This window comes from Orientia tsutsugamushi, assembly GCF_900327275.1.
Taxonomy (GTDB): domain Bacteria; phylum Pseudomonadota; class Alphaproteobacteria; order Rickettsiales; family Rickettsiaceae; genus Orientia; species Orientia tsutsugamushi.
On record NZ_LS398548.1, the window covers coordinates 1,523,179 to 1,548,296 of the forward strand.

Here is a 25,118-nt window from a genome sequence, read left to right on the forward strand (position 1 = left end):
CTGTTAAAACCTAATACCATGGGACCGATTGTTCCGTTAGAAAGTTGAATACATCTGCATTACCGCTTTTAGCAGCATAATCTATAGTAGTCATGCCGTTATCATCTTTTGCATCAATATCTGCTCCATAATCAATCAAAAGCTGTATAATATCTATGATTTTATTACGAACAGCAATATGTAGTAGCGTTTCTCCTTCATCATATTTTTTATTAATACCAGTAGAATTATGTTTTAGCATAATTGCTAAAGGTTCTACACATTTGCATTCAACAGCATCAGATAAAGGTGTATTACCTTGATTATTCTCGATATTTACATCAGCATTATATTGTAGCAGTAATGCTATATGATCATTGCAATAGGTAGGATATTTTTCGAAAAATTCATAATATACTTGAATTGTATCCACAACAAGATGTAAAGCGGTGTGCCCATCATTATCTTGTGCGTTTATGTTAGCTCCATTGCTTAGTAAAATCTCGGCAATAGGTAGATTCTTATATTTCAAAGCAACAGATAAAGCTGTAGTACCGTCTTTATATTTTGAATTGACAAGTGTACTATCCTTATTAATAAGCTGCTGTACTTTGCTTCTGAACAGCTTATTTATTAAGCTCTCACTATAAAAATCTATCATTGGCCACCTCTAAATGGTTATTAATAAATTATACCATAATTTAAACTTTTTGTATACTCCAATCCCAGATAAAAACTGGAAAAGAAGCAAATTAAATTATAAATTTTTTGAATTCAGTTATCACGATGCCAAAAAAAACTAATCTTGAGTTGCATATCTCTGGTGTTAATGAGTAAAATTTTGCTGTAATTTTTTTTTTGGACCAGCATTTTTTCATCTTATGCATAATCTAGCGTTTATTAACATTGCTGAGAGTTTTTAACAATATTGCCAAATTTAGAATACCTACTATTATAGTGCAACTTCACTGTACCAACTGGCTCATTACGGTGTTTAGCAACAATTATTTCAGCAGTGTTATAACATTTATTTTGTCTAGCTTTCCATTCTGTATATTCTGGAGTACCTCGATCTGGTTCTGATCTAGACAAGTAATATTCGTCACGATATATAAGCATTACAATATCGGCGTCCTGTTCAATTGAGCCTGATTCTCTTAGATCTGAAAGAATAGGCTTTTTATCTGACCTTTGTTCTACAGCTCTAGACAATTGAGATAACGCAATGATTGAAATATTGAGCTCTTTAGCAAGAGCTTTTAAGCTCTGAGTAATTTCAGAAATCTCCTGTACTCGATTATACTGACTTCCTCTGGAATCAATTTTTATTAGCTGTAAATAATCAATAAATAATATTGCTAAATTATGAGTACGTTTAAGTCTACGAGCTCGAGATCTAATTGCAGATATCGAGATTGCTGGAGCATCATCTATAAAAAAATTCCACTTTTGTATTTCGTCTTGTACAGTCTTTAACTTATCAACATCTTGTTCACCTATTTTACCGTTAAATAATGCAGAGCTATTAATTTCTGATTCTATAGAAAGAATTCGAGTAGAGATTTGCTGAGATGACATTTCTAAAGAAAAGAATCCAACTGATGGCACTACATTATCTTTAGTATTTTTTTTAGTAAGAAAATATTTACAAGCATTTATTGCTAAGTTAACTCCTAAAGCAGTTTTACCCATTGATGGTCTGCCAGCTAATATTATTAGGTCAGAATTTTTAAATCCTCCAAGCTTTGAATCAAGGTCAAGTAGTCCACTACTAATACCGTTAATAGAGTTTTTATTTTTAATAGCAGATGAAATTGATGTCCATGATTCTTCAATTGAAGTTTGTAATTTTGTAAATCCTTTACTTAAAGTTCCCCTTGAACCTAGATCATATAATTGAGATTCAGCAGTTTCGATCTGACTTATAGCTAAATCTGCTAAAGTAGAAGAATACGCATTTGTTACTATTTTTTCTCCAATTTCAATTAAATAACACCTCAGCGCAAGATCATATACTATTTTGCCGTACTCATTAACATTAACTATACTTAATGCTAACGTTGTAAGTTTAGCTAGATAATCTACTCCACCTATTTCATCAAATGTGAGTTCATTGCCTAGCATATTTTTGAGCGAAATTACAGTAGCGCTAATTCCTTTACTAATAATGAGATTAATTGACTTGTATATTTTGCCATGTAATGGTTCATAAAAATGTTCTGGCAGTAAAAATTCGTTAATGTTATATAGCGCACGATTGTTAATCAGAATTGCTCCAAGTATCATTTGCTCTGCTTGAATATTATTTGGAGCAATCTTTGCAAGATCTTTTTCCATATCACTCTTTAAATTTTATTAAAATTACTAAACTTAACTAACTCGAAAGAAAATCCCTGAGCTTTAAAAGAGGACTCAAGATCTTTCAGATAGTTCTCTCTGATGTAACTATTTTCAAATTCTGTTTTTGCTTTGATGAATATTTTTTTGTTAACACTATCTTCATTTATAACTTCTAATTTGCTAAACCATGATTTATCGATAGCTTGACCATAACATGTAACTAAAGATTCTCGTACTTTGTACCAAGTCGAGTTAGAGCCCAGTTGTTTACTGAGATTCAAGAGATACTCTTCTTCATTGATTTGTTTCTGTGAAACAGTTGTAGGTTGCTCAAATGGTGTAACTTGCAATTCTTGAATTTCGTATCCATATACATCTTGTACAGCTTGTAATATCTTTGATTCATCACATTCTGTTAGTGTGATATTTTTAAGCAACTTAACAAAAAACCTAGTTCGAACCGCTGGCCCAAAACTACAAGAAGTCAAAATTTGATAAGCCATAGCTGCTTCAAAAGAACCAGCAATTTTATGCTTCAACTGACTTTCCTTACTAAGATTTGCGCTTGTTTCAATTTGAGTAAGATATTTTTCCTTATTAAATTCGTTATCAAATCCACAGTTGTCTCTATTTGCCTGATCAGTAGTTCGTAATTCATTCGCTAACACTTTTGCTATATAGTTTAGAACTGATGCTTTACAGCCAAAATGATAATTCGAATATCGACCTGCTAGCTTTAATAGCAATTTGTTGATAAAGTATATGTTAAAAACCTTTATCAGACTTGTGTTGCAGTGCAACTGCATCTTCTGGTGTTAGTGGGTAAAACTCTTTTAGCCTGTACTTTTTGAACCATTCTTTTTTACCATTCGAAGACTTGAGAATCTTTGTTATTAGTGATTTAATGTCTTGATTACAATTTTTAGTTGAAGTTCGTATATCATTTTCAAAATCATCAACATTTTGAAAATTTTGTTCTTCATTTTCATTTTTTTTATTCTCTACTAACTCACCTTCAGTAGATCTAGATATTTTAGATTTTTTTATATATCTATATATGTCCCTGAAAAAAGTTTCAGGTTGACCTGAAATTTCTTTCATGTTGGGACGAAATTTTTTTTCTGGTAAGGCTATATTTTCTTCTTTCCCTTTTTCACTATAGTGCTGAAAATTTTTCAGAATTTTTATGCAAGGGACATTACGTAACTTAACATTGTCTTTAATTATTGTCCTATTTTCAACTTCAATAAAACCTGCATCTCTTAATTCTACTAAGCATTGCCTAACTCTTCTTTGACAAACATTAAGCTTATCCTCATAAAGTAGAAAAAAATTTTTATGCCAAACTATATATAGTCATTTACAATGAAGTTTGCGTATAAAATATCCTGTTGGTAAATCTTATGATGCTATTGTCGCTTTTTCTATGCTAAAACTTCATTAGATCTCTTTCGAAACTGGTTAAGGTAGTTCAAAATTATAAATGCCAGAGATCAAATTAAATCTAAGACCGAATCTTTTACGTCTATTTCGATATTTGTCAGCAATAGTTTTGAACCGTTTTAGCATAGCAATAACGTTTTCATTGACAACTCTTTCTCCTGCTAACCTACGATTATTCTTTTTATCATTTTTAGTTAAAGGATTTTTCTTGCTTTTTTTCTTTGGTAATTCAGAATTATTGTGAATTTTTTGTATACCTTGATATCCTGTATCAGTAATCGCTTTAACCTTATGATGAATAAGAATTTTGGATTCCTTAAATAATCTAAAGTCATGCTTTTTACCGTTAGAAAATCTGTACATATTACTTGGTATGTTTGCTTGTCTAACACTATTTGAGTTTTTAGTGTATGCCATTTCTTCTTTCCTGAATAATAGAATTTTTGTTTTTTGGGTCTTTCTATAGGAGTCTCAGTAGCATCAATCAAGACTACTTCATAATTCATATCACTCTTCATTATAGCTTTACGACCTGGAAGAGCAAAGTTTTGGTGTTTAACTAGGGTATCTTCTACCCATTTTACAGCTTTATATGCTTAACTTTCACTAATCCCATAGTTCTGACCTATATGGAAATAAGTGCAGTATTCTCTAAGGTATTCTAAGACCATCAGCAACTGTTCATCCAAATTGAGCTATTTTTACCCACACATTTTGATTTCTTAAGACAATCAGCTTGCCTAAAAATATCCACCATCTTTAAGAATGTTCCCTTCCTTACCACTGTTAATCAACGAAATTTTTCATCCTTTAACTCTTTAATCTGATCACATTTCATTATTACCTCAAATCAGATCTTTATAACACTATTCTACATCATTCTCTAGTTTCGAAAGAAGTCTATTATAAATGACTATACATCTTCATACTGATACTATCTGCCTTAGAAGACCAATGTTACCTATAGACAATCTTATAATTAATTAATAAAGGCTAAATAATGTCAATTAAATTTACTAAAGGCAATAAAAGCAACCTATCTGTAGCATGACTAATGAATTTTCATACTTAAGGCTTCACTATGTAGTATTGCAATTTTGATCATGATTTGCTTTAAAAGTGATTTTTTATGTTTTTATAAGTTGCTATGTGTTCTGATAGCTACATATGTACTTATTTGTTATATTAATATAGCAAGAGATATATAGCTTTAATTTTGTGATAGTAGTAAGCTTAAATTAATAGTTTTAGGTTGGTGGTTTCTAAAATCTATTAATATCATGTAACAATAAAAGCTAGGGAGGTCTTTATATGGGACAGGTCATTAAAGCAGCAACAAGAATATTTGCAGGAGTGCATAATTTTAGCAAAGCTTTAGCATTTAACAAAAGCACATTGGCAAATAGTCATCATTGGTTTAATACACAAAATTATTCTAATTCTTTTTCTACAGTTTCAACAAATAATCATGTTGTTAATCAAACTGAGAGTACATCAATACAAGATTATTCAAAGCACAGTGATTCAAGTAAGCAATCTCAACTGTTTAAACTAGGTGAGTCAGAAAAGAACGCTCAATCATTAGCAGTTTTAATAAAATTAATGAGCAGCAGCAATGTAAATCATATAGACAATGTGGGTGAAAGTTTTGTTCACAAAATTGGAAAAAATAGTAAGCTAAATTTACTAGACAAGTATTATCTTTTCTGTCAGCTGAAAGCTAAAGGGGCAAATTTTGAGCAAGAAAATAAAGTTGGTAATACAGTTGCTAATGTTTTGCTTGAAAAATATATAGAAACTGGAGATTCTAAAATATTATCATATTTTCTGAATAATACAGAAATTTACAGTCCTAATAAAGCATTCTTGCTTTCTCTTATGCGATATATTCAAGAAGCAGGCAACCCTAAGCAGGACGAAATGAATTTATTTGTAAAAACCATCGAAAATCTACCAAAAAAAAATATTCCGCTGAGTAACGGCGAAGAAGAGATGGCTTTAAAACTGTTACTATCTTATGGATTATCATCATCTTGTACTTTACATAATCAAGATAAAATATTACATGCAGCCAAAAGTATTATAAATTATTATCCACAAGCTTTAGGAAAAGCTGCAGTTGATGAATTTATAAAATATATACAATACAGTGATACTGTTTCATCATCTGTAGCTCAGTTTGGAGTATTAGTTATACAGCATTTATCTAGTGATGAAGCTGCGAGTCAGCGTGTAATATTAGACTCATTAGCTAAAAAATATTCATATGCAGATAAATCAAAAATATTACAATCTGCTATAGAAGCATCAGATTCTGAAGCCCTAAATATTAAAGATTTATCTAATAAAGGAAATACATTTTTGCATGTTCTTAAAAAATCTAGCCTGCAAGACTATCATAAGCTTATTGGTTGTGCTATGGCTTATGGAGCTGATGTTTTACAAAATGACAAAGGTAAAACTATCTTAGACGAAATTGACCTAAAGAGTTATGATGATCAGCTTCTGATGCGTGAAATCACATCAAGTGGTTGTTTAGATAAGTTATGTACTGCAAGTGATGCTATTGGTAAATCTCTCTTTCAAAAAGCAATTAAATTTATGGCAAAAGGAAAGTTGTTTATATTACCAGAAATTAAAAATGCAATTCTAGAGTTTAATCCAAGTCAGGCTTTATCATCTTTAGCAGAAATGTGTAATAACCGCAAAGTTGACTTAAAGACAGCACTGGAACTTATACAAGATCTTAGCACTAAAACTGATCTAAGTAATTTTGTGATGAATTGTTCGCATAGCACTTTAAAAGAAATATCTAAGTTACCATATTGGCATGCATTAATTAATTCATTAGAACAAAATGATTGTATAGCTTCATTAACGGGCGCGAATGGAAAATTATATCCTTTATTAGAAAGTACAAAAGAAACTGAATTAAGTAATGTGTCAGCTTTTGAGCGTAAATTTGCTCCTTCTGTACCTGAAGCATTAGACATTGATCAGTATTTCTTACATGGGCAAAATTTAATTGTAAATGATAGTACTTCAGAAAATGTTGATATGTACTTACCAACCATGCAAGCAATTGGTCAGATATCATAACGTGCAATGTAAATCTATTTAATGTTAAAGATTAAGTTAAACGATAAATAACATCAAAATAAATTTAGTAAATAACTTCTTAGTCTATTGTTAAACACTGTTATTCTATAATTATTTAGGTAGTGGTAGCAATGATTAAAGGTTATTTACATAAAATTCTTGATAAAGTTAATATTCTTTCTAATAAAAAAGCCTGCTACAAAAATTTTCAGCCTTTTGACTTACAATATGTTGCTAGTAGCAATTATACTACAGAAGCTACAGTTAGCGCTTATTTTCAAAATGTTATTGTGTATCGGTGTGTTAACTTGATAGCTAACTCTGCAAGTCATGTGCCATGGTATATAAAAAAAAAGAAACAGCTTACATATGAAAGACTTTTACATCATCCTATACTTGATTTACTACAACGCCCAAATTACAGCGTATCTGGTGCAGATTTTTTTTCTGAGTTGATTATTAATAAACTACTTACAGGTAATGCTTTTATATTGGCTACAGGTATAAAGGATATGTTACCTAAAGAACTATATTTACTCAATATTAATGATGTAGAAGTACAAGAACAAGCTGGGCAAGTGATAGGATATCGCTATCCTAGCAATAGTAACAATTTTTATCGAATTAGCAATACACATGACAAGTGTCCGATATTACATATGAAAAATTATAATCCATTGAGTAAGAAGTATGGTATGTCTTGTTTAGATCCAGCCTCTATGCCAATAACTTTATATAATCAGGTTGTGCAATGGAATTATGCTTTATTGAAAAATGGAGCTCGTCCCAGTGGAGCTCTGATATTAAAGGATAGTAATTCTTATTTAAGCGAAGAACAATTTGAAAGATTAAGAGATCAATTATTACAAAAATATACTAGTTCGTCAAATTCTGGCGCACCTCTGTTATTAGAAGGAGGACTTGATTGGAAAGAAATGAGTATTAATCCAAAAGATATGGATTTTATGGAATCTAAGAATTCTGCTGCTAGAGAAATTGCATTAGCATTTGGTGTACCTCCGCAATTATTAGGGATTAATGGCGATAATACATATAGCAATATGCAGGAGGCTAGATTAGCATTATGGGAAGAAACACTGATTCCATTGCTTGACCGTATTGCTGATTCGTTAACTATGTGGTTCTCAAAATTATTTAAAGAAAATATTATTATTGATTTTGATAGAGACTGTATATCAGCTTTAACAGAAAAACGAGAAAATTTATGGTCTAAAATTTCTACAGCTAATTTTATGACAATTAATGAGAAGCGACGCATAATATCCCTTCCTCCGATAGATGGTGGAGATAAATTAATATGAGTTTTGTACATAGAGACTATGAATGAGCAATTAATTAAACTGTCGCAGCTTAGCATTCACTTAGTTAATATTTTAGACAAAGAGTTGATTAACCTGCAAAATCGTGACTGTAACAATAAAATTGTTGAGCTTAAAACCATAGTTAATATCTTTTCTAAGATAGTAGATACTATTGTACAGTTACAAAAGTTTAATAAGGATAATCAAATAGAGCAATGTGATGAATTAACATCAGAGGATTTAAATATTATCAAGCGCTTTATTGATAGACATAGTAAAACTTAAAGTTGCTAGTGGTTTTTAATAGCAAAATATGCATATAAAAAATTTAGGAAAATGTTATAAAAACATGAGATTTTCAAGTAAATACATACATAAAAATGGAATAGCATTATTACTGTTATAAACACAATGTCAATGGTTATATATATCTTTAGTACATTCTTTTATATGTAGAAACATATTGTAAATACTACTGTCTTTAAAATTCTTATACCTGAAATGTGTATAGTAACTTGACTATTTTATTTATTCCAATTGTATTTATATACTGCTTTTATATTAATTTGTTAGATCTCTTATACCAATTTATTTTTTTAGCTTTTTAAATTATCAAACGAGTATAAACTTTAGTTGTAATTTTAACTCAATGCACTTAAAACATTGAATTAATAAAGTTAACTTTATTAATTCACTTTATTATGTTATTGGTAAAAATATCTTAACTATAATTCAACTTTAACTTATATATCAGCACCATCGTAAAAAAAATCTACATTTTTATTTAAAGCTTTGGCAATTAGCATCAACCTTCCTATAGAAATACGATTAATTCCTTTTTCATATTTATGTAATTGCTGGTGCGTAACACCTATAGAAGCAGCTAAATTATTGCGTGATAATTTTTGTTCTAACCTTACCATATAAATTCTGTTTCCAATAAAACGATTGGCTCTATCTATATATTCATGATGTTTAGCCATGATTTTAACTCTATTGAATAGTTAACTTAAATTTATTTTATGATAACATAGTTTAATGCTAATTGCAATAATAATTTAGCTTTTTAATTAACATATTATGTGGGTTAAATTAAAATATTTGAATGAATTATAAATGCAAAATAATTAATAATTATATATTTAGCCTCTGATAGTAATTATGTGCCAATCTAATTTATCATTTCAAATATTTATGCATCACTTAGTAAAGGCATTACTGATTTTTTTAATAACAGTATTTACCATATGTAACTCTAAAAGTATAACTCCAGAAAAGGGAAAATGTCCTCAGGCAGAGAATATACACAAAGAAGATGAAGAAGAGGTTGCAGATAATGATCTATCAAATGTTGTCAGTAATATGAATTTGGATATATCTAATATGGGAGAGGCAAGAGAAGGATTAAGAAAAGATATAGCAGAAGTATCTAAGTTACTCTGTATGCTAGAACAAAGCACTACTTCTTCTAAGAATTTAACAATGAGGTTACAACAGTCTAATACAAGAGCAACTGAGCAAAGTGACTATATAAGATTGCTAATAACAGAAATAGAATCCCTAAATAAAGAAAATGATTATCTGCAACAAAAAAATAACCAACTAAAAATAAAATTACAGCAACTAGAAGCAAAACTAGAGCAAGTACTAGCAAAAAATACTGATTTACAACCAATTTTACCAGAAACTCGAGCTGAAATAGATGATCTACGGAAACAAAATGAACAACTAAAAATACAGCTACAGCAGCTACAAGTAACGTTACAGAACTCACTGTTTTTGCAAAACAAAAACAACAACCCAGCACTAATAAATAGCGTTAAATTAAACTATATCAGTGATGTTAAGTATATTGCTTTAGCTAATATTGTTATTGTTAAAGCTTTAGCTGGGACTTTTTCAGATAAATTGTCTAAAAGCCATAGGATAAAAAAACATTGTCACATTACCAGTTCTGGCTTAAATATTGATAAGTACTGGAATGTTTGGGTTGAACCTTCCTTTATTAATACTCATCAACAAGAATATGGAAAAATTCAGGAACATAGCGCTATTGTTAATGGTATACTTGTTGGAGTCAATAAATATTTAAACGATAGAATTGCTATCGGTATTATTGCATCATATTTAAAGCTTGATGCACAGTATGCTAGCAATGTATTAAGGAAAACAAAATGTAGAGTATACTCACTATATTTAGGCAGTAGATATTATTTTCAGAAAAATCTATTTACACAGGGAATAATAGGGTTTGCTAATTATGATGGCAAAAACAAATATCAGCATATATATAAACAACCTTCTGCTAAGATTGATAATATAAGTTATTATGGCAATCTCATGATAGGGTATCATTTTACAAATCAACGACAGCTAAATTTAGAACCGTCGATTGGTATCAGTTGCATTTATTTTGATATGAAAAGTTATAAGCCATCTAACGATAAAATTCTAGAAAGTATAATTGGTGCTACTATAAAATATCCGATTATTTATAATATCAGTAATGCTACTGAGATAGTGACTGAGCTTTCTGGATTCATTAATTATAACATATTAGATAATTATGATTACATGTATAAAACTTATTATCAACTAGGAGCTAAAATAAATATTAACTATGATATGATAAAGTTAGCTGTTTCATATAATGCCTACTTAACAGAGAAATATATTGCTCATGCTGGAACGATACATATAGGAACTAATTTTTAGGTATCGCACCTATAGTAATTAATTTTTGACTATTCAGCGTAACTACATAGTGACGCATCACAATATGAAATAGCTAAACGCCTAGGACTAAGTAAGTCTGATATACAAAAAGCATTAAAGAGATTAAATATTACACATAAAAAAGCTATAGAACATCTGAATGCAAAAAAGAAGAGAGATTAAAATTTCACGGTAAGATAAAAATATAAAGACAAAGGAAAAGTTATTGTTTTTTACGGATGAGAGCGGTTTTATCACTAGAACTCACGTATATAGTCATTTACAATGAGGTTTGAGCATAGAAAGAAGCGATAAAAATTAATAGAATCTGTTGGTTATAAAGTTATTTTTTTTGTTACATTGTTCTTCAGATTTAAATCTGATAGAAAAGTTTTGGACTAATATGAAGATGTGGACTAGAAATCAAATTACTCAATTTGCTAAATCTTATGAATCTATTATCGCTTCTTTCTATGCTCAAACCTCATTATAAATGACTATAATGACTTTGCTTATGGAAATTGAAACCATAACACTACCGCTGCTATTACTCGCACCTATCTTTTGGATAAAAAGCTCTACATGCTAGTTGAATTGAGTAATTTTTTTGCCTATGGCAGTTTTAAATATCTGCTTTACTATTTAGATTTATATATATTTTTAGTGTCATATTGTTTGCATACTTACTTTTCATAGTCTCAAATATATTACTTATATTAACTTGGGTTGTTTAAAGTAAAAAATGAAATAAGAAAAGCAACTTACGACTTTTTGCAACGTTCTTTATTATTATGCTTAGCAAAAAGTAACTATCTTATCAATTTAAGCGATATAACTTAAAAAATAATAAAACAAATTAATCAATCTTTCATTGTATGTATGGTCTTAACACCTGAAACAAACTAGTAAGATGTTTATTGGATATATAATGGCGCGTCCTAGAGGACTCAAACCTCTGACCCACAGATTAGAAATCTATTGCTCTATTCAACTGAGCTAAGGACGCATCAATAATTTTTGAAAAAATGTTTCTACAACAACTAGTATGTGTATAAAAATTATTACAAGCTTATACTTACAGCTAATCATTAAGCTTAAGTATACACTCTAACTTAATCAAGAAATTATACAGCATACTAATTAGCCTTATATGGAAGTATAGTTACCACCAATTTTCAAGTCTTAATCATACATTAAAATTATATAATAAGCAATAGATATCAGCATTGTAATCAAATTTTGACATCATTAATTACTTCTGCAAAATACATATATAGCTAAACTAGTATAAAACAATTATGTTATATACTTTTTGAAAAGCGTATCTAAGTCACAATAATATTTTATTCTTCTTGATTTAGCTTGAAACCATTCCTTCAATATAACATAACTGTTTTATACTATTTTTTACATCAAACTCGTGTTTAATTTAGGCTATGCAAGAGCCTTAATACTTAACAAAAGTTAAAGATAGTTATAGATTTGTTTATTTTATTATATTATAGTTAACTATGTTATAGTTATGATTTTTTGTAGCATAGTGTAAATGGTTCAAGAAAAAACCTATAAGCAATGGTCATACATAAAGATTATAAATTACTTTAACTTTATTAGTAAATAAGTTCATTAAGGTAGTAACAATGAAATCAAATAAAGGTGGTAGATACACAATGATGCCTCAATTGCATCATGCTGCTGAAAGTTTAAATGTAGACAAAGTGCAAGAGCTTATTAAGAATGGAGCTGATGTTAATGCAAAAGACTTTGCTGGTAATACTTGCATATGCATGCTTGCACAGCGTAAGTCAAAATCACATATTGGTTCAAAAGAACGTGAAACGATTAGTAAAATTATTGATATTCTGCGTGAGAATGGTGCTGACAGTACCATAGAAAACAAGGAAGGGCTAAATGCTGTAAATTATTTGTATGTTGGTAAATGCGCTAGAAGAGCAGGCAAAAAAAAATTGCTTTCTGGTAATAAAAATGAGAATAATGAAGAGGAGATTTCTAGCAACAAAGAGGTTAAGCAGATGATGATGCCTCAATTGCATCAAGCTGCTGAATGCTTAGATATAGAAAAAGTGAAAGATCTTATAAGTAGTGGAGCAGATATCAATGCAAAAGATATTACAGGTAGCACTTGCATATGCAGGATGGCAAAACGTTATTCGAACCCATATCTTGACTCAGAAGAACGTAACGCTATTCAAAATATTATGAATATTTTGAGAGAGAATGGTGCTGACTATAACATAACAAACAATAGCGGACAATCTGCTACATCTTTTTTAGATATGAAAAGTGGTAAAAATATAGGGCTTTAGCTAAAAGAAAAAATTGATTTCTAAAGTAAAATGAAGAGAAGATTTCTCTCCACATTTCAAATGAAGATAGTAATGGTATTAGCGCTATATAGTGCAAGCATCTAATTAATAGCTAAATAATAATACAAAGTAATTAATTTAAAAGATTTAGCTCTTTTTTTGAAATAAGACTGTAAGTAATTTGACGACTTAAACACAGTATAAATAATCACGAAAAGTTTATCAAGACTTCAGTATTACATGATGCAGCTTCATATCTGATCTACTATCTTTTTCACTGCATTATTGTGATAAGAACCAAAGAATCCTTATCACACAAGCTAGAATCTTATAAAGAAATAAGTCAAAAATCTTTGCTAGAAATACTATAACAGCTTTACTTAATTTCTTTATACATTCATTTATATATAAATTATGTGTTGATAATTGTAACTGAATGGTATAGCATTTTACATAGACATATTTTTGGAGGGTGTTTATGTTTAAGTGTCAAGATAGTACTATAACTCTAATTAAAGCAGTAACGGAAGCAGTTCATAATATATCTGTTGCATTTAATAATATATATAGCAAAATTATATATAGTGAAGTTGTTACAGCAGATAGTTGTAATACTTCTCATGATAATGATTATGATTGCGCAATTATTGATAGAATTGACAATGTGAATTATGTAGTTAGACCAGGGATACCAAATAATTTTACATCAGTTTTATCACGACTCATGCATTATTTTCAGGAGCCATATAAAATTCATAGATTTTGTTCTTCATCTATAAAATTAGTTTCTGGTAGTATTGATCCTGCCATTGATTATAGTAATACTACACTTTTATATGATGCTACAAACTGCATTAATAGCAATTTTCTTCAACAAGACTTAGATGATCCTGAAGCATATCTTAGGTTGAATGATAGCTTTTGCTTTGGCAAGCCAGTAGGAATCGTTAGCCATGTTTTTGCTGGTAGCCATAGCTATGTTAAAAAAAATCTAACCGAATTAGAAAGGCAACTATATTCAGGACCTCGAATTATGGCAATGCTGGATTGCGATGATAACACTTTAACTTCTAGATTTATTGACACTTGTAAGGAATATATAACAATAGCAAAAGGCTGTACTGTAAAAAGTATAATAGATGCCATTAATGAAAAGTTTTATCAAGACAATTTAGTTCAATGTTATAATTATCAAAATTCAACATATACTAAATATACTAAAACAGAAGAAGCAGAAGTAGGGAATAATAGTGGTGATGAAAATACTTCGATGTTGTCATCACTACCTACAATTCCATTACATTATTACATAGTATGTGGAATATGTGTAGTAGTTGGTGGTATTTATATTAATTATTATTTAAAAAAAACACAGTGTAATATAGAAAAACAATCTGTACACTCGCAAAGCGATGCTAATAATTGCGATGATACAGAATTACAAAATCCAAGTGAAGGGATATATGCAGAGATAACAGAATACGAAGATCTAAAAGTAGTTTCTGCTGGAGCTCAACAAGATGACTCTACAGCATCTAGCTTTTTTTACAACGTATTGTAGAATGTGCTGTGCATGTGAAGTTGTAGATCACCCATACCATAAAGAGTTATGTTTAAAGTAATGTTAATATACCTTGTGGAGTAGCAGTTGTTGTTTTGATAATTTGATGTATTACATGAGATTGAAGCCATGCTAGAATCCAATTACGAGCAGAAAAATTTCATATAATTTTCAAAAGAAAATTATGATCAATATTATCAAATGCTCCTTCATCAGCGTCTAGTATCCAATTCCTAGTAGTTCCATGGCGAACAATACTAGACATTCTCTGTATTGCATCGTGAGGGCTACGTTCAAGTCTAAAGCAACTGCAACTTTCAAACTTAGCTGCCAAATATGGTTCAAGTGCTGATTTTACAACAGCATGTTTACACCTATTCAAAATAGTTGGCAACCCTAAAGGTCCAGATTTGACTTTACTTTTTGGTATGTGCACATGCTTAATCGGTTTTACAGATGATAGATTGTTATCTGCTAACTTTTTCATCAGCAAACTCCTTTCTTTATCTGTGTTAACAACTATTTTATCAACTATCTTATTTTCAAAACATGATATTACTAAAGGTATTTTGTCTCCATCTTCTTTCAGAATTTCTGTTATTCATGCAGGTTTAGCTTGATATTGCCATCTGAGTACGGTTATTGTTTCACTCTTTTACTTTTCTGCTAATATTTCACTCTACCCACATTATTGAGTTTCATCACTACTATAGCTAACTCATCTATCCTTATACCATCTCCAAAGCCTCATATTTCAACACTTGTACTTTGGATACTTACTTAATTAAGTAAGAGTTATAAGGACTTCTCAAGTTGTGTCATTAATCTTTACAAACTCGCTGACGCCTGTGGCTTCAATGGTTGAAAATTTTTAGATTTTCACTAGCTTGACCTCCAATCTTCTTTTGCATACTATGTGGTAGAACATATCAGCTTCCACTACATCATACTTTCTGGGCTATCACATTCACCGTTTAGTTTTGGCTCAAATGTTTAACTGTCTACGCTTTACTACTGTCGTTACCTTTAGTCGTACAAGATTCGCTATATGGTAGAGCTAGCTTCTCCTTCCATAACAAGACTTTCACCAGTAAGATTAATTCACCTTATCTTGACTCACCTATAACTTATGCAATCAGCTATACATGCTTGATAAGCAGCTACATTTTGAAACAACAACGTTTCTGTATTTAAAATCGCAGATTTAGCATCATCACTCCATAATGGATCAAACTCTGTTAAATATGCTATATCGACTGCAGCCATTTCCAGACAAATAAAATCAAGCAAAATCTCTAGCCAATAAATCACAGGATATACATACCAATGAATGTGATAAAAAGCGCTTCCTTCAGCCTCGTCTTTCATGCCTTTCTGTGTGGCGCTTCCAAATGACAAACCTCCAAGACTTACCATACACATTGGTGACTTTGTAACATCTACAAGGCGTACTAGTTCCCAAAATCCTACAGGAATACCAGGTACAGGCACTGGAAGTCCTGGTTTAGGACAAAGACATATAAGTCTACTAGAAGCATTAGTATCTGGCATTGAACTACTCACTACCTTAAATTCAGCTATAGAATTGGAAACAAGCACTTCCAACATACATCTGTTATAGGATTTACAAATCTTCCAACACACCCAGCAGCTGCATAACAGTTATTAGCTGTTATAGCCATTACTATCGCCAACAAGATTGCCAGTTCCTTTACTCACTTTGCTTGCATTGATGAAATTTTATGAAGAAGTTTTGGATATCTATTTCCTGGAATTAAATATAAAGTTTTACCACCTGGATTTACTATCTCTTGTATTTCACCTCGTAGAGTATTATTAACTATTTTAACTAGATCTTGTTCTAATTGCTGTAATTTCCAACTTTTTATATAAAACCTTCTTTTAAGTTGAATCGACTAGTATATTGAGTTATACTGTTTACAGCGTATTGTATTTCCATCGTACGTCATATAGTTTTAATAGGTGCTTATTTCGCTAATTTTAATTACGTTATTTTCTTGCTCTATTATGGCTGGCACAGCTTGTATTTTAAATTTTCTAATCAACATACCTAATTGATCAAAAAATATGTGCCGGCCTAATAGATTGCTTAGTTCAATAGGATTTCCATTAACTAAATCAACAAAGCTTGCAAGCTTAGGATTAGCTCTCATTGCCTTGAATGATTCCGAATTTTGCTTCAAAATTATCTTATGTGATGAGTTCTCAAATGCTTTTTCAGACGCTGATCCTTCTTGACGAAAGTAATCTGTGAGTTGCTGAGTAGTCAAAGCAATCGATCCATTATATTTTCGAGCTATTCTTCCAGCTTCGTAATACTGAAACAGAAATAATTAGGATTATACGTAGTACTCAGGATGATCTTCCTATATTCTTAGAATACTTTTGTGAAGACCAAAGCAAACAAAATGTATTATATGCACAAGTAAGTTTTACTTTTAATACACTAAGATTAATAGTAGAGAAGCATTATTATTTATCTATATGGTGCCAACCTTACAAATATAACCTAGCTATTGTATATAATAATCACAATGAAAATTTATAGAAATAATTAGATAACTTCTTTTACTCAACAATGCATGAATCGCAATGAAAGTAGCATTAGTGTTTTAAATATTGATCAATTCGGGATTTTATTATAGATAATACATTATTAATTGATGATCTAGAACTAATATATGTATGCTGAGCAGCTATGCTCCATTTTGCAAATGGAAATATATGTTAATGTTATGTGTGCTAGTTAGAAAAAGTTTGTATTCTAACTAGCATAAAGCTTACAATAGTTATTTAGCTCTATAGCAATTTTTGGTAATTTAAGGTATTCAGCAAGATGTATAAAGATTATTGCTCAGTTTCTAGTATGATTTCCTGCATTCTTTTGAAGAGCTTTATGAATACTGTTCTCTAGAACAGATTTTTTTATTATCCATAATTTTTGTAAGGTCAAAAACCTGTTCTGCAATCTTTTTACTAAACGCATTAGCAATTTTTTTTGTAAGTGCCTGTGTCTTCAATAGCATAATGCAATATAGCTATTACTGGTATACTTGTTTCAACGCAATAATCTGTGTGAGTAGACCTAACCCAATCGCTCAATTAGCTTTCTCTAATCAGAACCAGACTTGCAGAATTACAGCATCATGCTTCCGAAAAATAAGATAAGCTTTATGCATTATGTGTTGTTTAGAACATTGAGATAATCTTTCCATTTTTAGGAAAATTTACACTTTTAATATCTCGGTTAGTCTTTTCCAATTTATATCTTATGTTTCCCTCCTCATAATAACTCTAATGACTTGTGATAATATCTGTTTTGCTGATTTAGCTGACCACGCAAATATTTTCTCAGTCCTTTCAGTTTCTCGATAAAACTATCTCTCCTTGAGGTATATTTTAGTCTCAATTAAATAGTATAATGTTACAATAGATCTTTTTCGAAACTGGTTAAGGTAGTTCAAAATTATAAATGCCAGAGATCAAATTAAATCTAAGACCGAATCTTTTACGTCTATTTCGATATTTATCAGCAATAATTTTGAACTACCTTAACCAGTTTCGAAAGAGGCCTAATATATTTTTTCATGTTGGGTTATTCCTTGTTTATTTAAATTTTTTTTATAACTCAACATTTTTTTCTTTGTATACCTTTTATTCTCTACATTTCATGTTTCCACTTATCCTAATCTGGCGTTTATAGTCATTTACAATGAGGTGTGAGCATAGAAAGATGCGATAAAAATTAATAGAATATGTTGGTTATAAAGTTATTTTTCTCTACTCTATTCTCCAGATTTAAATCTGATAGAAAAGTTTTGGGCTAATATAAAGATGGTGGATTAGAAATCAAATTACTCAATTTGCTAAATCTTATGATGAGGCTATTGTAGCTTTTTTCTATACTCAAATCTCATTGTAAATGACTATAATTAATAATAAAGGTGAAATAAAATGACAGTTAAAATGACTAAAGCTGATAAAAGTGACTTATCTGCAGCTTTAGTCATTTCAAAAGCTTTATCAGGTAGATTGTTTGCTGATAAAGCTTGCATATTAAAAGCGTTATTTCATCAACTTTTCACTAATGGTCTACTTTTATTCACTAATCTTAGTAAAGATATGCAAACATATTTATTTGGACATAAGATGATAAGCTTTTATTAAATAGACGTTCCTTACATCCTTCTCATATTTAATTTCTTTGTTCATATAATTGCTTCTCTTGCAACTTATTCTATCTCCAACTTAATTCCAATCTTATTCCATCTTCTTTTTCTTCTCTTCAATTATCCTATTCTGGTGTTTATAAACTGTTTCTTTTTTTGTAGTTAAGCAGTAGAAGACTTTATTTTCTGAAAAATAAACAAAGAAATTAATGAAAATACTACTACTAATATCGAAAGAGGTAATATCGTACCATTATAGAGATAACTGATTATTTTTATACCTAAAGATCCTAAAAGCATTTCTGTAGAACCTATGATTGCAGAGGCTGTTCCATAGTTTGTAATTTGCATTAAAGATAATGCTGATGCATTACCTAAAGTAAATCCAACTCCAATAGCAGCTGGTAACTTAAGAAGTAGAACTATATATGCTGTTAGAGTAAAATAGATTGCACCAAAAGTTAATGATATACCGCTGAGTAGTATTAATATAATACCATATAGTATCATTTTTTCAGGCCCTTTAAATTGGACAAGTTTTTGATTGGCTACAATACCTATAATGTATACTGTAACATTTGCAATAATGTAATATCCATAGTGTTCTGTTGGAACATTCATATCTTTAATAAAAATAAATGGTAAGTTTACTATATCTGCCCATAACCATCCAAATGTTAAAGATTGAATCAATAAATAACATATAAAATTTTTATTAGATAATACTTCCTTAAAGCTAGCTTTAATATTATTAAAATTAATTCCTATATTTGTCTGAGTTAAAGTTTCCTTGAATAAAGTTATTAGTAATAAAAGTACTGGAAATGCAAGAGAAGGAATGATAGCAAGTGGTAAATACCACCTATTATCATATGCTGCTATCTGACTACCAATTATAGGCCCAAGTGCTGGAGAAAAAGCAACTACCATATTTAGTCTTGACATCATTTTTGCTCTTTCATTACCTTTATATATATCGCTTATTGTAGCTAACCCAACTGTAACTGAGGCTCCTCCTCCAATTCCTTGTAATAATCTCCAAAATACTATTAACTCAATCGTGCTTACGTATATACAAAATAAACTCGAAAAACAAAAAATTGTTATTCCTAATAGTAAAACTTTCTTACGCCCTATTGCATCAGATAATGGACCATATAATAATCCAGATAATGATAACCCCATTAAGTTGATACTTACAGTCAACATTACTTTATACTCTGATGTATTAAATGCGCTAGCTATTCTAGGTAAGCTAGGAACATAAATATCAGTTGCTAACTCTGTAATAAATATTAGCAAAGTGATTATCGTTAAATTATACTTCCAATGGTTATTTATCATTGTATCAACATTATAAAACTATTGTTTAACTTTACTTAGCATGATTTCTGCAAAAATAAGCATATAATAATACAATTAAACTACTTAATACATAATCATTGATTATATCAGGAGTATTGCAGTTTTAATTCTGACTTATTTTTTACTTTAAAAGTAATTATAGGTATACAGTATCATTTCGATTTTTATCAGTACATGACTTTTTGTCATAATTATGAAAAAATTTTTTCATCTTTTTTAAAATAGATGCGAAATTGCCGCATTGTTATTTACAGTTTAAAAAACAAAATATCTTTCAAAATAAAATATACAATTGATTCTGAGTTATAAAAAGACTTTGATAATTTAGTATATTAACTGAAAAAGTTCTGGACTTATCTTATTGCTCTTAATTTAAACATCAGGTTCGAACACGTCTTTAACCAGATAAATCTTTTTCCATTAAAGATTGAAAACGCTCTTGATGAGAGGTTATCATGCAATTCATAGCTTCAATTTTTTTGGCATCATCATCACCTTGGCTTATACTATTGATTAATGCATTTAAAAAACTTTTCTTTTGTTCATCATCACGCCAAAGTTGCTTGTTTTGCTCTTCAGTATTTATATTCTGCTTGCTTGCTTATGCTTCTGTTTGTGTATAGCTTGTAACCTTATTTTTGCAAGCTTTACATGTCGTTGGGCTATCTTGTACACACTTGAAGAATTATGTAATTTTTCCTTACATTTACTTTTAATTTCCATATATCGCATGTTTATCAAATATTTTATAGATTAGGTTCAAAATAAACTTAGACAAGAAATAATAATAAATAATTATTCATGAATTTTCACCTTTTTGAGCCTTCACAATTTATTAAAGAATTATCATATAATTGTAGCAGTATAACAAAACAATAAATAAAGCGCAACGATTATTCTGGCAGAACTCTGTATTTCACAGATATTAATCATTAATCTAACTTGCTGCAAACTCAACTAATTCAAACGAAAACCCTTGAGATTCAAAAGCACGCTCTAGAATGGGTTTAAAATTTGATTTGATATAGCTATCTGCAAAGCTTGTTACAGCCTTAATGAATATCTTTTTAATAAAAAAAATATTCATCAAAGCAAAAACAGAATTTGAAGATGATTACATTAGAAACAACTGTATGCAAGGTCTTGAATATGCTTTTAAAGCTCAAGGATTTTCTTTCGAGTTAGTTAAGTTTAGTAATTTTAATAAAATTTAAAGGGTGATATGGAAAAAGATCTTGCAAAGATTGCTCCAAATAATATTCAAGCAGAGCAAATGATACTTTGAGCAATTCTGATTAACAATCGCGCGCTATATAACATTAATGAATTTTTACTGCCGGAACATTTTTATGAACCATTACATAGTAAAATATACAAGTCAATTAATCTCATTATTAGTAAAGGAATTAGCGCTACTGTAATTTCGCTCAAAAATATGCTAGGCAATGAACTCACATTTGATGAAATAGGTGGAGTAGATTATCTAGCTAAACTTACAACGTTAGCATTAAGTATAGTTAATGTTAATGAGTACGGCAAAATAGTATATGATCTTGCGCTGAGGTGTTATTTAATTGAAATTGGAGAAAAAATAGTAACAAATGCGTATTCTTCTACTTTAGCAGATTTAGCTATAAGTCAGATCGAAACTGCTGAATCTCAATTATATGATCTAGGTTCAAGGGGAACTTTAAGTAAAGGATTTACAAAATTACAAACTTCAATTGAAGAATCATGGACATCAATTTCATCTGCTATTAAAAATAAAAACTCTATTAACGGTATTAGTAGTGGACTACTTGACCTTGATTCAAAGCTTGGAGGATTTAAAAATTCTGACCTAATAATATTAGCTGGCAGGCCATCAATGGGTAAAACTGCTTTAGGAGTTAACTTAGCAATAAATGCTTGTAAATATTTTCTTACTAAAAAAAATACTAAAGATAATGTAGTGCCATCAGTTGGATTCTTTTCTTTAGAAATGTCATCTCAGCAAATCTCTACTCGAATTCTTTCTATAGAATCAGAAATTAATAGCTCTGCATTATTTAACGGTAAAATAGGTGAACAAGATGTTGATAAGTTAAAGACTGTACAAGACGAAATACAAAAGTGGAATTTTTTTATAGATGATGCTCCAGCAATCTCGATATCTGCAATTAGATCTCGAGCTCGTAGACTTAAACGTACTCATAATTTAGCAATATTATTTATTGATTATTTACAGCTAATAAAAATTGATTCCAGAGGAAGTCAGTATAATCGAGTACAGGAGATTTCTGAAATTACTCAGAGCTTAAAAGCTCTTGCTAAAGAGCTCAATATTTCAATCATTGCGTTATCTCAATTGTCTAGAGCTGTAGAACAAAGGTCAGATAAAAAGCCTATTCTTTCAGATCTAAGAGAATCAGGCTCAATTGAACAGGACGCCGATATTGTAATGCTTATATATCGTGACGAATATTACTTGTCTAGATCAGAACCAGATCGAGGTACTCCAGAATACACAGAATGGAAAGCTAGACAAAATAAATGTTATAACACTGCTGAAATAATTGTTGCTAAACACCGTAATGAGCCAGTTGGTACAGTGAAGTTGCACTATAATATTAGGTATTCTAAATTTGGCAATATTGTTAAAAACTCTCAGCAATGTTAATAAACGCTAGATTATGCATAAGATGAAAAAATGCTTGTCCAAAAAAAAATTACAGCAAAATTTTACTCATTAACACCAGAGATATGCAACTCAAGATTGGTTTTTGGCATCGTGATAACTGAATTCAAAAAAATTATAATTTAATTTGCTTCTTTTCCAGTTTTTATCTGGGATTGGAGTATACAAAAAGTTTAAATTATGGTATAATTTATTAATAACTATTTAGAGGTGGAAAATGATAGATTTTTATAGTGAGAGCTTAATAAATAAGCTGTTCAGAACCAACATAAGATTTAACACCAACATTGATCTTGATAAAGTTGAAAGAGCAATAAAATATGCTAAAAAATATCATGGCCAGCAAAAGAGAGATACTGGAGAACTATACTACACACATCCATTAGAAGTAGCCTACATGGTATCAGACTACAGCTTTGAAACAGATACAATTATTACTGCAATACTACATGATACACTTGAAGACACAAAACTAACTAAAGAAAGAATAAGGTACGAATTTGGTGCTAATATTGCAGAACAGGTTTCAGACCTTACCAGAGTTAGGGATAATAAGAAAATCAGTGCTATGGAAATGATACAAATATTACGCAGCCAAAATAAAACAGAACTATTACTGATCAAGCTTTTTGATAGATTCCATAATATTACAACTATATTCATCAAACATCCTCACAAAAGGCAAGAAATAATATTTGAAACTCAGCAAGAATTTATAGCTCTTGCTGAATACCTTAAACTACCAGAGATTGGAGAACGCTTAAGTGAATATTGTAAACTTCATGCTAGCTAAGGATTAAATATATGATATTAAAATCTAAGACTAAGTATACCTTACATAGCGCTATTCAAGATGGTGATATTAAAAAAGTGAAGCAGCTTATTAATAAGGATAGTACACTTGTCAATTCAAAATATAAAGATGGCACTACTGCTTTATCTGTGGCTTTAAAATATAAGAATCTACCTATTGCCGAGATTTTACTAAGCAATGGAGCTAACGTAAACGCACAAGATAATGATGGGCACACTGCTTTACATCTTGTTGTTGACACAATTCAAGTATATTATGAATTTTTCGAAAAATATCCTATCTATTGCAATGATCATATAGCATTACTGCTAAAATATAATGCTGATGTAAATATCGAAAATAATCAAGGTAATACACCTTTATCTGATGCTGTTGAATGCAGATGTATAGAACCTTTAGCAATTATGCTAAAACATAATTCTACTGGTATTAATAAAAAATATGATGAAGGAGAAACACTACTACATATCGCTGTTCGTAATGAAATCATAGATGTTATACAGCTTTTGATTGATTATGGTGCTGATATTGATGCAAAAGATGATAACGGCATGACTCCTATAGATTACGCTGCTAAAAGCGGTAATGCAGATGTATTCAACTTTCTAACGGAACAATCAGTCCCATGGTATTAGGTTTTAACAGATAGCTAATATGTTAATGCTAATAAAGAAAGTTGACGCAGAATACAATTAATATTAAGCTTCATAAAAATATTGTAATTAGATAGAACTGCTATGAGTATTTTGAAATCACCTTTACAACCGTGTTATGCAGTTATGTTAGCATTCGTTGTATTATCTTCACCATCGATATGTACAGCGAATAATAATGTAAACTTCAATGCTTTCAAAGATAGTATTGATACTTCACAATTCTATATAAAATTTTCAACTGGTATTGCTACTAACTACGACACATTAGAAGCTGGAGTTGGTTATAGATTAGATCGGCACAGAATGGATGTAAGATTAGGATTTATGTGTCATCACAACTGTAGAGATAACTTTGTTCAAGGAAATTATTATTATAATATAATTGAAGGTAACAAAGCATCAATTTTTGTTACAGGTGGCCTAGTATCAGTTTTCAATGGTGATAGCGGTACTGGTATAGACTTAGGAGTTGGTACAACAATAAACTTATCAAGAGATACATATTTAGACGGAGTTGGTACAACAATAAACTTATCAAGAGATACATATTTAGACATTGAATGTAGCACAATTGCTAACTATAGACCACTTCCTATTCATATACGATTTGGATTGCGGGTTCACATTTAA

At 30.0% G+C, this 25,118-nt stretch carries 16 protein-coding genes, 1 tRNA gene and 9 pseudogenes; 12 read left to right on the forward strand and 14 right to left on the reverse strand.

What is annotated here, in order from left to right; translation table 11 throughout:
• Positions 1-10 precede the first annotated feature (10 nt).
• The 5 genes and pseudogenes from DK405_RS07995 to DK405_RS08010 form a co-directional block, all read right to left on the reverse strand.
• Positions 11-640 carry an ankyrin repeat domain-containing protein gene (locus DK405_RS07995; RefSeq protein ID WP_109510530.1) on the reverse strand — a complete coding sequence of 210 codons (630 nt, stop codon included), beginning with the start codon at positions 638-640 and terminating at the stop codon, positions 11-13.
• A gap of 239 nt (positions 641-879) precedes the next feature.
• The gene (locus tag DK405_RS08000) at positions 880-2,316 is read right to left on the reverse strand and encodes a replicative DNA helicase (RefSeq protein ID WP_109510659.1); all 1,437 of its coding nucleotides are present in this window, start codon (positions 2,314-2,316) and stop codon (positions 880-882) included.
• Between the two features lie 8 nt (positions 2,317-2,324).
• Complete coding sequence (locus tag DK405_RS14305) at positions 2,325-3,065, reverse strand: DnaA N-terminal domain-containing protein (RefSeq protein WP_231967730.1); 741 nt, start codon at positions 3,063-3,065, stop codon at positions 2,325-2,327.
• 19 nt (positions 3,066-3,084) lie between these two features.
• Positions 3,085-3,420 carry a hypothetical protein gene (locus DK405_RS14310; protein ID WP_231967613.1) on the reverse strand — a complete coding sequence of 112 codons (336 nt, stop codon included), beginning with the start codon at positions 3,418-3,420 and terminating at the stop codon, positions 3,085-3,087.
• Between the two features lie 360 nt (positions 3,421-3,780).
• Positions 3,781-4,546, reverse strand: a pseudogene (locus DK405_RS08010) (IS5 family transposase).
• Positions 4,547-5,073: 527 nt separating this feature from the next.
• Between DK405_RS08010 and DK405_RS08015 the strand changes: the two are divergent.
• From DK405_RS08015 to DK405_RS08025, 3 genes are all read left to right on the forward strand, one after another.
• On the forward strand, positions 5,074-6,861 hold the full coding sequence (locus tag DK405_RS08015; RefSeq protein ID WP_045912207.1) for a hypothetical protein: 1,788 nt from the start codon (positions 5,074-5,076) through the stop codon (positions 6,859-6,861).
• A gap of 131 nt (positions 6,862-6,992) precedes the next feature.
• The gene (locus DK405_RS08020; RefSeq protein ID WP_045912206.1) at positions 6,993-8,183 is read left to right on the forward strand and encodes a phage portal protein; all 1,191 of its coding nucleotides are present in this window, start codon (positions 6,993-6,995) and stop codon (positions 8,181-8,183) included.
• 18 nt (positions 8,184-8,201) lie between these two features.
• On the forward strand, positions 8,202-8,468 hold the full coding sequence (locus DK405_RS08025) for a hypothetical protein (protein WP_012461133.1): 267 nt from the start codon (positions 8,202-8,204) through the stop codon (positions 8,466-8,468).
• 464 nt (positions 8,469-8,932) lie between these two features.
• On the opposite strand, the pseudogene DK405_RS08030 reads toward DK405_RS08025, so the two are convergent.
• Positions 8,933-9,166: pseudogene (locus DK405_RS08030) on the reverse strand (helix-turn-helix domain-containing protein); the annotation flags it as partial.
• 211 nt (positions 9,167-9,377) lie between these two features.
• On the opposite strand from DK405_RS08030, the gene DK405_RS08035 reads away from it, so the two are divergent.
• Positions 9,378-10,898, forward strand: a complete 1,521-nt coding sequence (locus DK405_RS08035) for an autotransporter outer membrane beta-barrel domain-containing protein (protein WP_231967731.1) — start codon at positions 9,378-9,380, stop codon at positions 10,896-10,898.
• A 929-nt stretch (positions 10,899-11,827) separates the two neighbouring features.
• On the opposite strand, the gene DK405_RS08040 is transcribed toward DK405_RS08035, so the two are convergent.
• Positions 11,828-11,904 (reverse strand) — tRNA-Arg (locus DK405_RS08040).
• A gap of 634 nt (positions 11,905-12,538) precedes the next feature.
• On the opposite strand from DK405_RS08040, the gene DK405_RS08045 reads away from it, so the two are divergent.
• A complete protein-coding gene (locus tag DK405_RS08045) occupies positions 12,539-13,225 on the forward strand; it encodes an ankyrin repeat domain-containing protein (protein ID WP_045912204.1) in 687 nt (228 codons plus the stop codon).
• Between the two features lie 478 nt (positions 13,226-13,703).
• Positions 13,704-14,786 (forward strand): hypothetical protein, encoded by a 1,083-nt coding sequence (locus tag DK405_RS08050; RefSeq protein WP_045912203.1) that lies wholly within the window; start codon positions 13,704-13,706, stop codon positions 14,784-14,786.
• A 160-nt stretch (positions 14,787-14,946) separates the two neighbouring features.
• Here the strand turns inward: DK405_RS08050 and DK405_RS08055 are convergent, their stop codons facing one another.
• From DK405_RS08055 to DK405_RS15830, 6 genes and pseudogenes are all read right to left on the reverse strand, one after another.
• Positions 14,947-15,273 carry an RNA-dependent RNA polymerase family protein gene (locus DK405_RS08055; RefSeq protein ID WP_052691632.1) on the reverse strand — a complete coding sequence of 109 codons (327 nt, stop codon included), beginning with the start codon at positions 15,271-15,273 and terminating at the stop codon, positions 14,947-14,949.
• 638 nt (positions 15,274-15,911) lie between these two features.
• Positions 15,912-16,468, reverse strand: a pseudogene (locus DK405_RS08070) (TraU family protein); the annotation flags it as partial.
• 294 nt (positions 16,469-16,762) lie between these two features.
• Positions 16,763-16,924, reverse strand: a pseudogene (locus tag DK405_RS08075) (conjugal transfer protein); the annotation flags it as partial.
• A pseudogene (locus DK405_RS15825) lies at positions 16,925-17,119 on the reverse strand (hypothetical protein); the annotation flags it as partial. It lies immediately after the preceding pseudogene.
• Between the two features lie 452 nt (positions 17,120-17,571).
• Positions 17,572-17,879, reverse strand: a pseudogene (locus DK405_RS14315) (HD domain-containing protein); the annotation flags it as partial.
• A 378-nt stretch (positions 17,880-18,257) separates the two neighbouring features.
• Positions 18,258-18,353: pseudogene (locus DK405_RS15830) on the reverse strand (IS5/IS1182 family transposase); the annotation flags it as partial.
• Between the two features lie 382 nt (positions 18,354-18,735).
• On the opposite strand from DK405_RS15830, the pseudogene DK405_RS16215 reads away from it, so the two are divergent.
• A pseudogene (locus DK405_RS16215) lies at positions 18,736-19,142 on the forward strand (transposase); the annotation flags it as partial.
• On the opposite strand, the gene DK405_RS08105 reads toward DK405_RS16215, so the two are convergent.
• Complete coding sequence (locus DK405_RS08105) at positions 19,139-20,320, reverse strand: multidrug effflux MFS transporter (RefSeq protein WP_045912200.1); 1,182 nt, start codon at positions 20,318-20,320, stop codon at positions 19,139-19,141. The pseudogene DK405_RS16215 and the gene DK405_RS08105 overlap by 4 nt on opposite strands.
• Before the next feature lie 1,076 nt (positions 20,321-21,396).
• On the opposite strand from DK405_RS08105, the gene DK405_RS12840 reads away from it, so the two are divergent.
• From DK405_RS12840 to DK405_RS08125, 5 genes and pseudogenes are all read left to right on the forward strand, one after another.
• On the forward strand, positions 21,397-21,555 hold the full coding sequence (locus DK405_RS12840; RefSeq protein WP_162562992.1) for a hypothetical protein: 159 nt from the start codon (positions 21,397-21,399) through the stop codon (positions 21,553-21,555).
• A gap of 8 nt (positions 21,556-21,563) precedes the next feature.
• Positions 21,564-23,000, forward strand: a pseudogene (locus DK405_RS08110) (replicative DNA helicase).
• Between the two features lie 235 nt (positions 23,001-23,235).
• A complete protein-coding gene (locus DK405_RS08115; RefSeq protein ID WP_109510533.1) occupies positions 23,236-23,811 on the forward strand; it encodes an HD domain-containing protein in 576 nt (191 codons plus the stop codon).
• Positions 23,812-23,822: 11 nt separating this feature from the next.
• Positions 23,823-24,467: an ankyrin repeat domain-containing protein gene (locus DK405_RS08120; protein WP_109510532.1), complete on the forward strand. Its 645-nt coding sequence runs from the start codon at positions 23,823-23,825 to the stop codon at positions 24,465-24,467.
• 102 nt (positions 24,468-24,569) lie between these two features.
• Positions 24,570-25,118 (forward strand): hypothetical protein, encoded by a 549-nt coding sequence (locus tag DK405_RS08125; protein ID WP_045912774.1) that lies wholly within the window; start codon positions 24,570-24,572, stop codon positions 25,116-25,118.

Excerpts from the sequence above, each read along its gene's own strand:
- DK405_RS07995 (WP_109510530.1), bottom strand. The coding sequence starts at position 640 with ATGATAGATTTTTATAGTGAGAGCTTAATAAATAAGCTGTTCAGAAGC.
- DK405_RS08000 (WP_109510659.1), bottom strand. The coding sequence starts at position 2,316 with ATGGAAAAAGATCTTGCAAAGATTGCTCCAAATAATATTCAAGCAGAG.
- DK405_RS14310 (WP_231967613.1), bottom strand. The coding sequence starts at position 3,420 with ATGAAAGAAATTTCAGGTCAACCTGAAACTTTTTTCAGGGACATATAT.
- DK405_RS08015 (WP_045912207.1), top strand. The coding sequence starts at position 5,074 with ATGGGACAGGTCATTAAAGCAGCAACAAGAATATTTGCAGGAGTGCAT.
- DK405_RS08020 (WP_045912206.1), top strand. The coding sequence starts at position 6,993 with ATGATTAAAGGTTATTTACATAAAATTCTTGATAAAGTTAATATTCTT.
- DK405_RS08025 (WP_012461133.1), top strand. The coding sequence starts at position 8,202 with ATGAATGAGCAATTAATTAAACTGTCGCAGCTTAGCATTCACTTAGTT.
- DK405_RS08035 (WP_231967731.1), top strand. The coding sequence starts at position 9,378 with ATGCATCACTTAGTAAAGGCATTACTGATTTTTTTAATAACAGTATTT.
- DK405_RS08045 (WP_045912204.1), top strand. The coding sequence starts at position 12,539 with ATGAAATCAAATAAAGGTGGTAGATACACAATGATGCCTCAATTGCAT.
- DK405_RS08050 (WP_045912203.1), top strand. The coding sequence starts at position 13,704 with ATGTTTAAGTGTCAAGATAGTACTATAACTCTAATTAAAGCAGTAACG.
- DK405_RS08055 (WP_052691632.1), bottom strand. The coding sequence starts at position 15,273 with ATGAAAAAGTTAGCAGATAACAATCTATCATCTGTAAAACCGATTAAG.
- DK405_RS08105 (WP_045912200.1), bottom strand. The coding sequence starts at position 20,320 with ATGATAAATAACCATTGGAAGTATAATTTAACGATAATCACTTTGCTA.
- DK405_RS12840 (WP_162562992.1), top strand. The coding sequence starts at position 21,397 with ATGAATATCTTTTTAATAAAAAAAATATTCATCAAAGCAAAAACAGAA.
- DK405_RS08115 (WP_109510533.1), top strand. The coding sequence starts at position 23,236 with ATGATAGATTTTTATAGTGAGAGCTTAATAAATAAGCTGTTCAGAACC.
- DK405_RS08120 (WP_109510532.1), top strand. The coding sequence starts at position 23,823 with ATGATATTAAAATCTAAGACTAAGTATACCTTACATAGCGCTATTCAA.
- DK405_RS08125 (WP_045912774.1), top strand. The coding sequence starts at position 24,570 with ATGAGTATTTTGAAATCACCTTTACAACCGTGTTATGCAGTTATGTTA.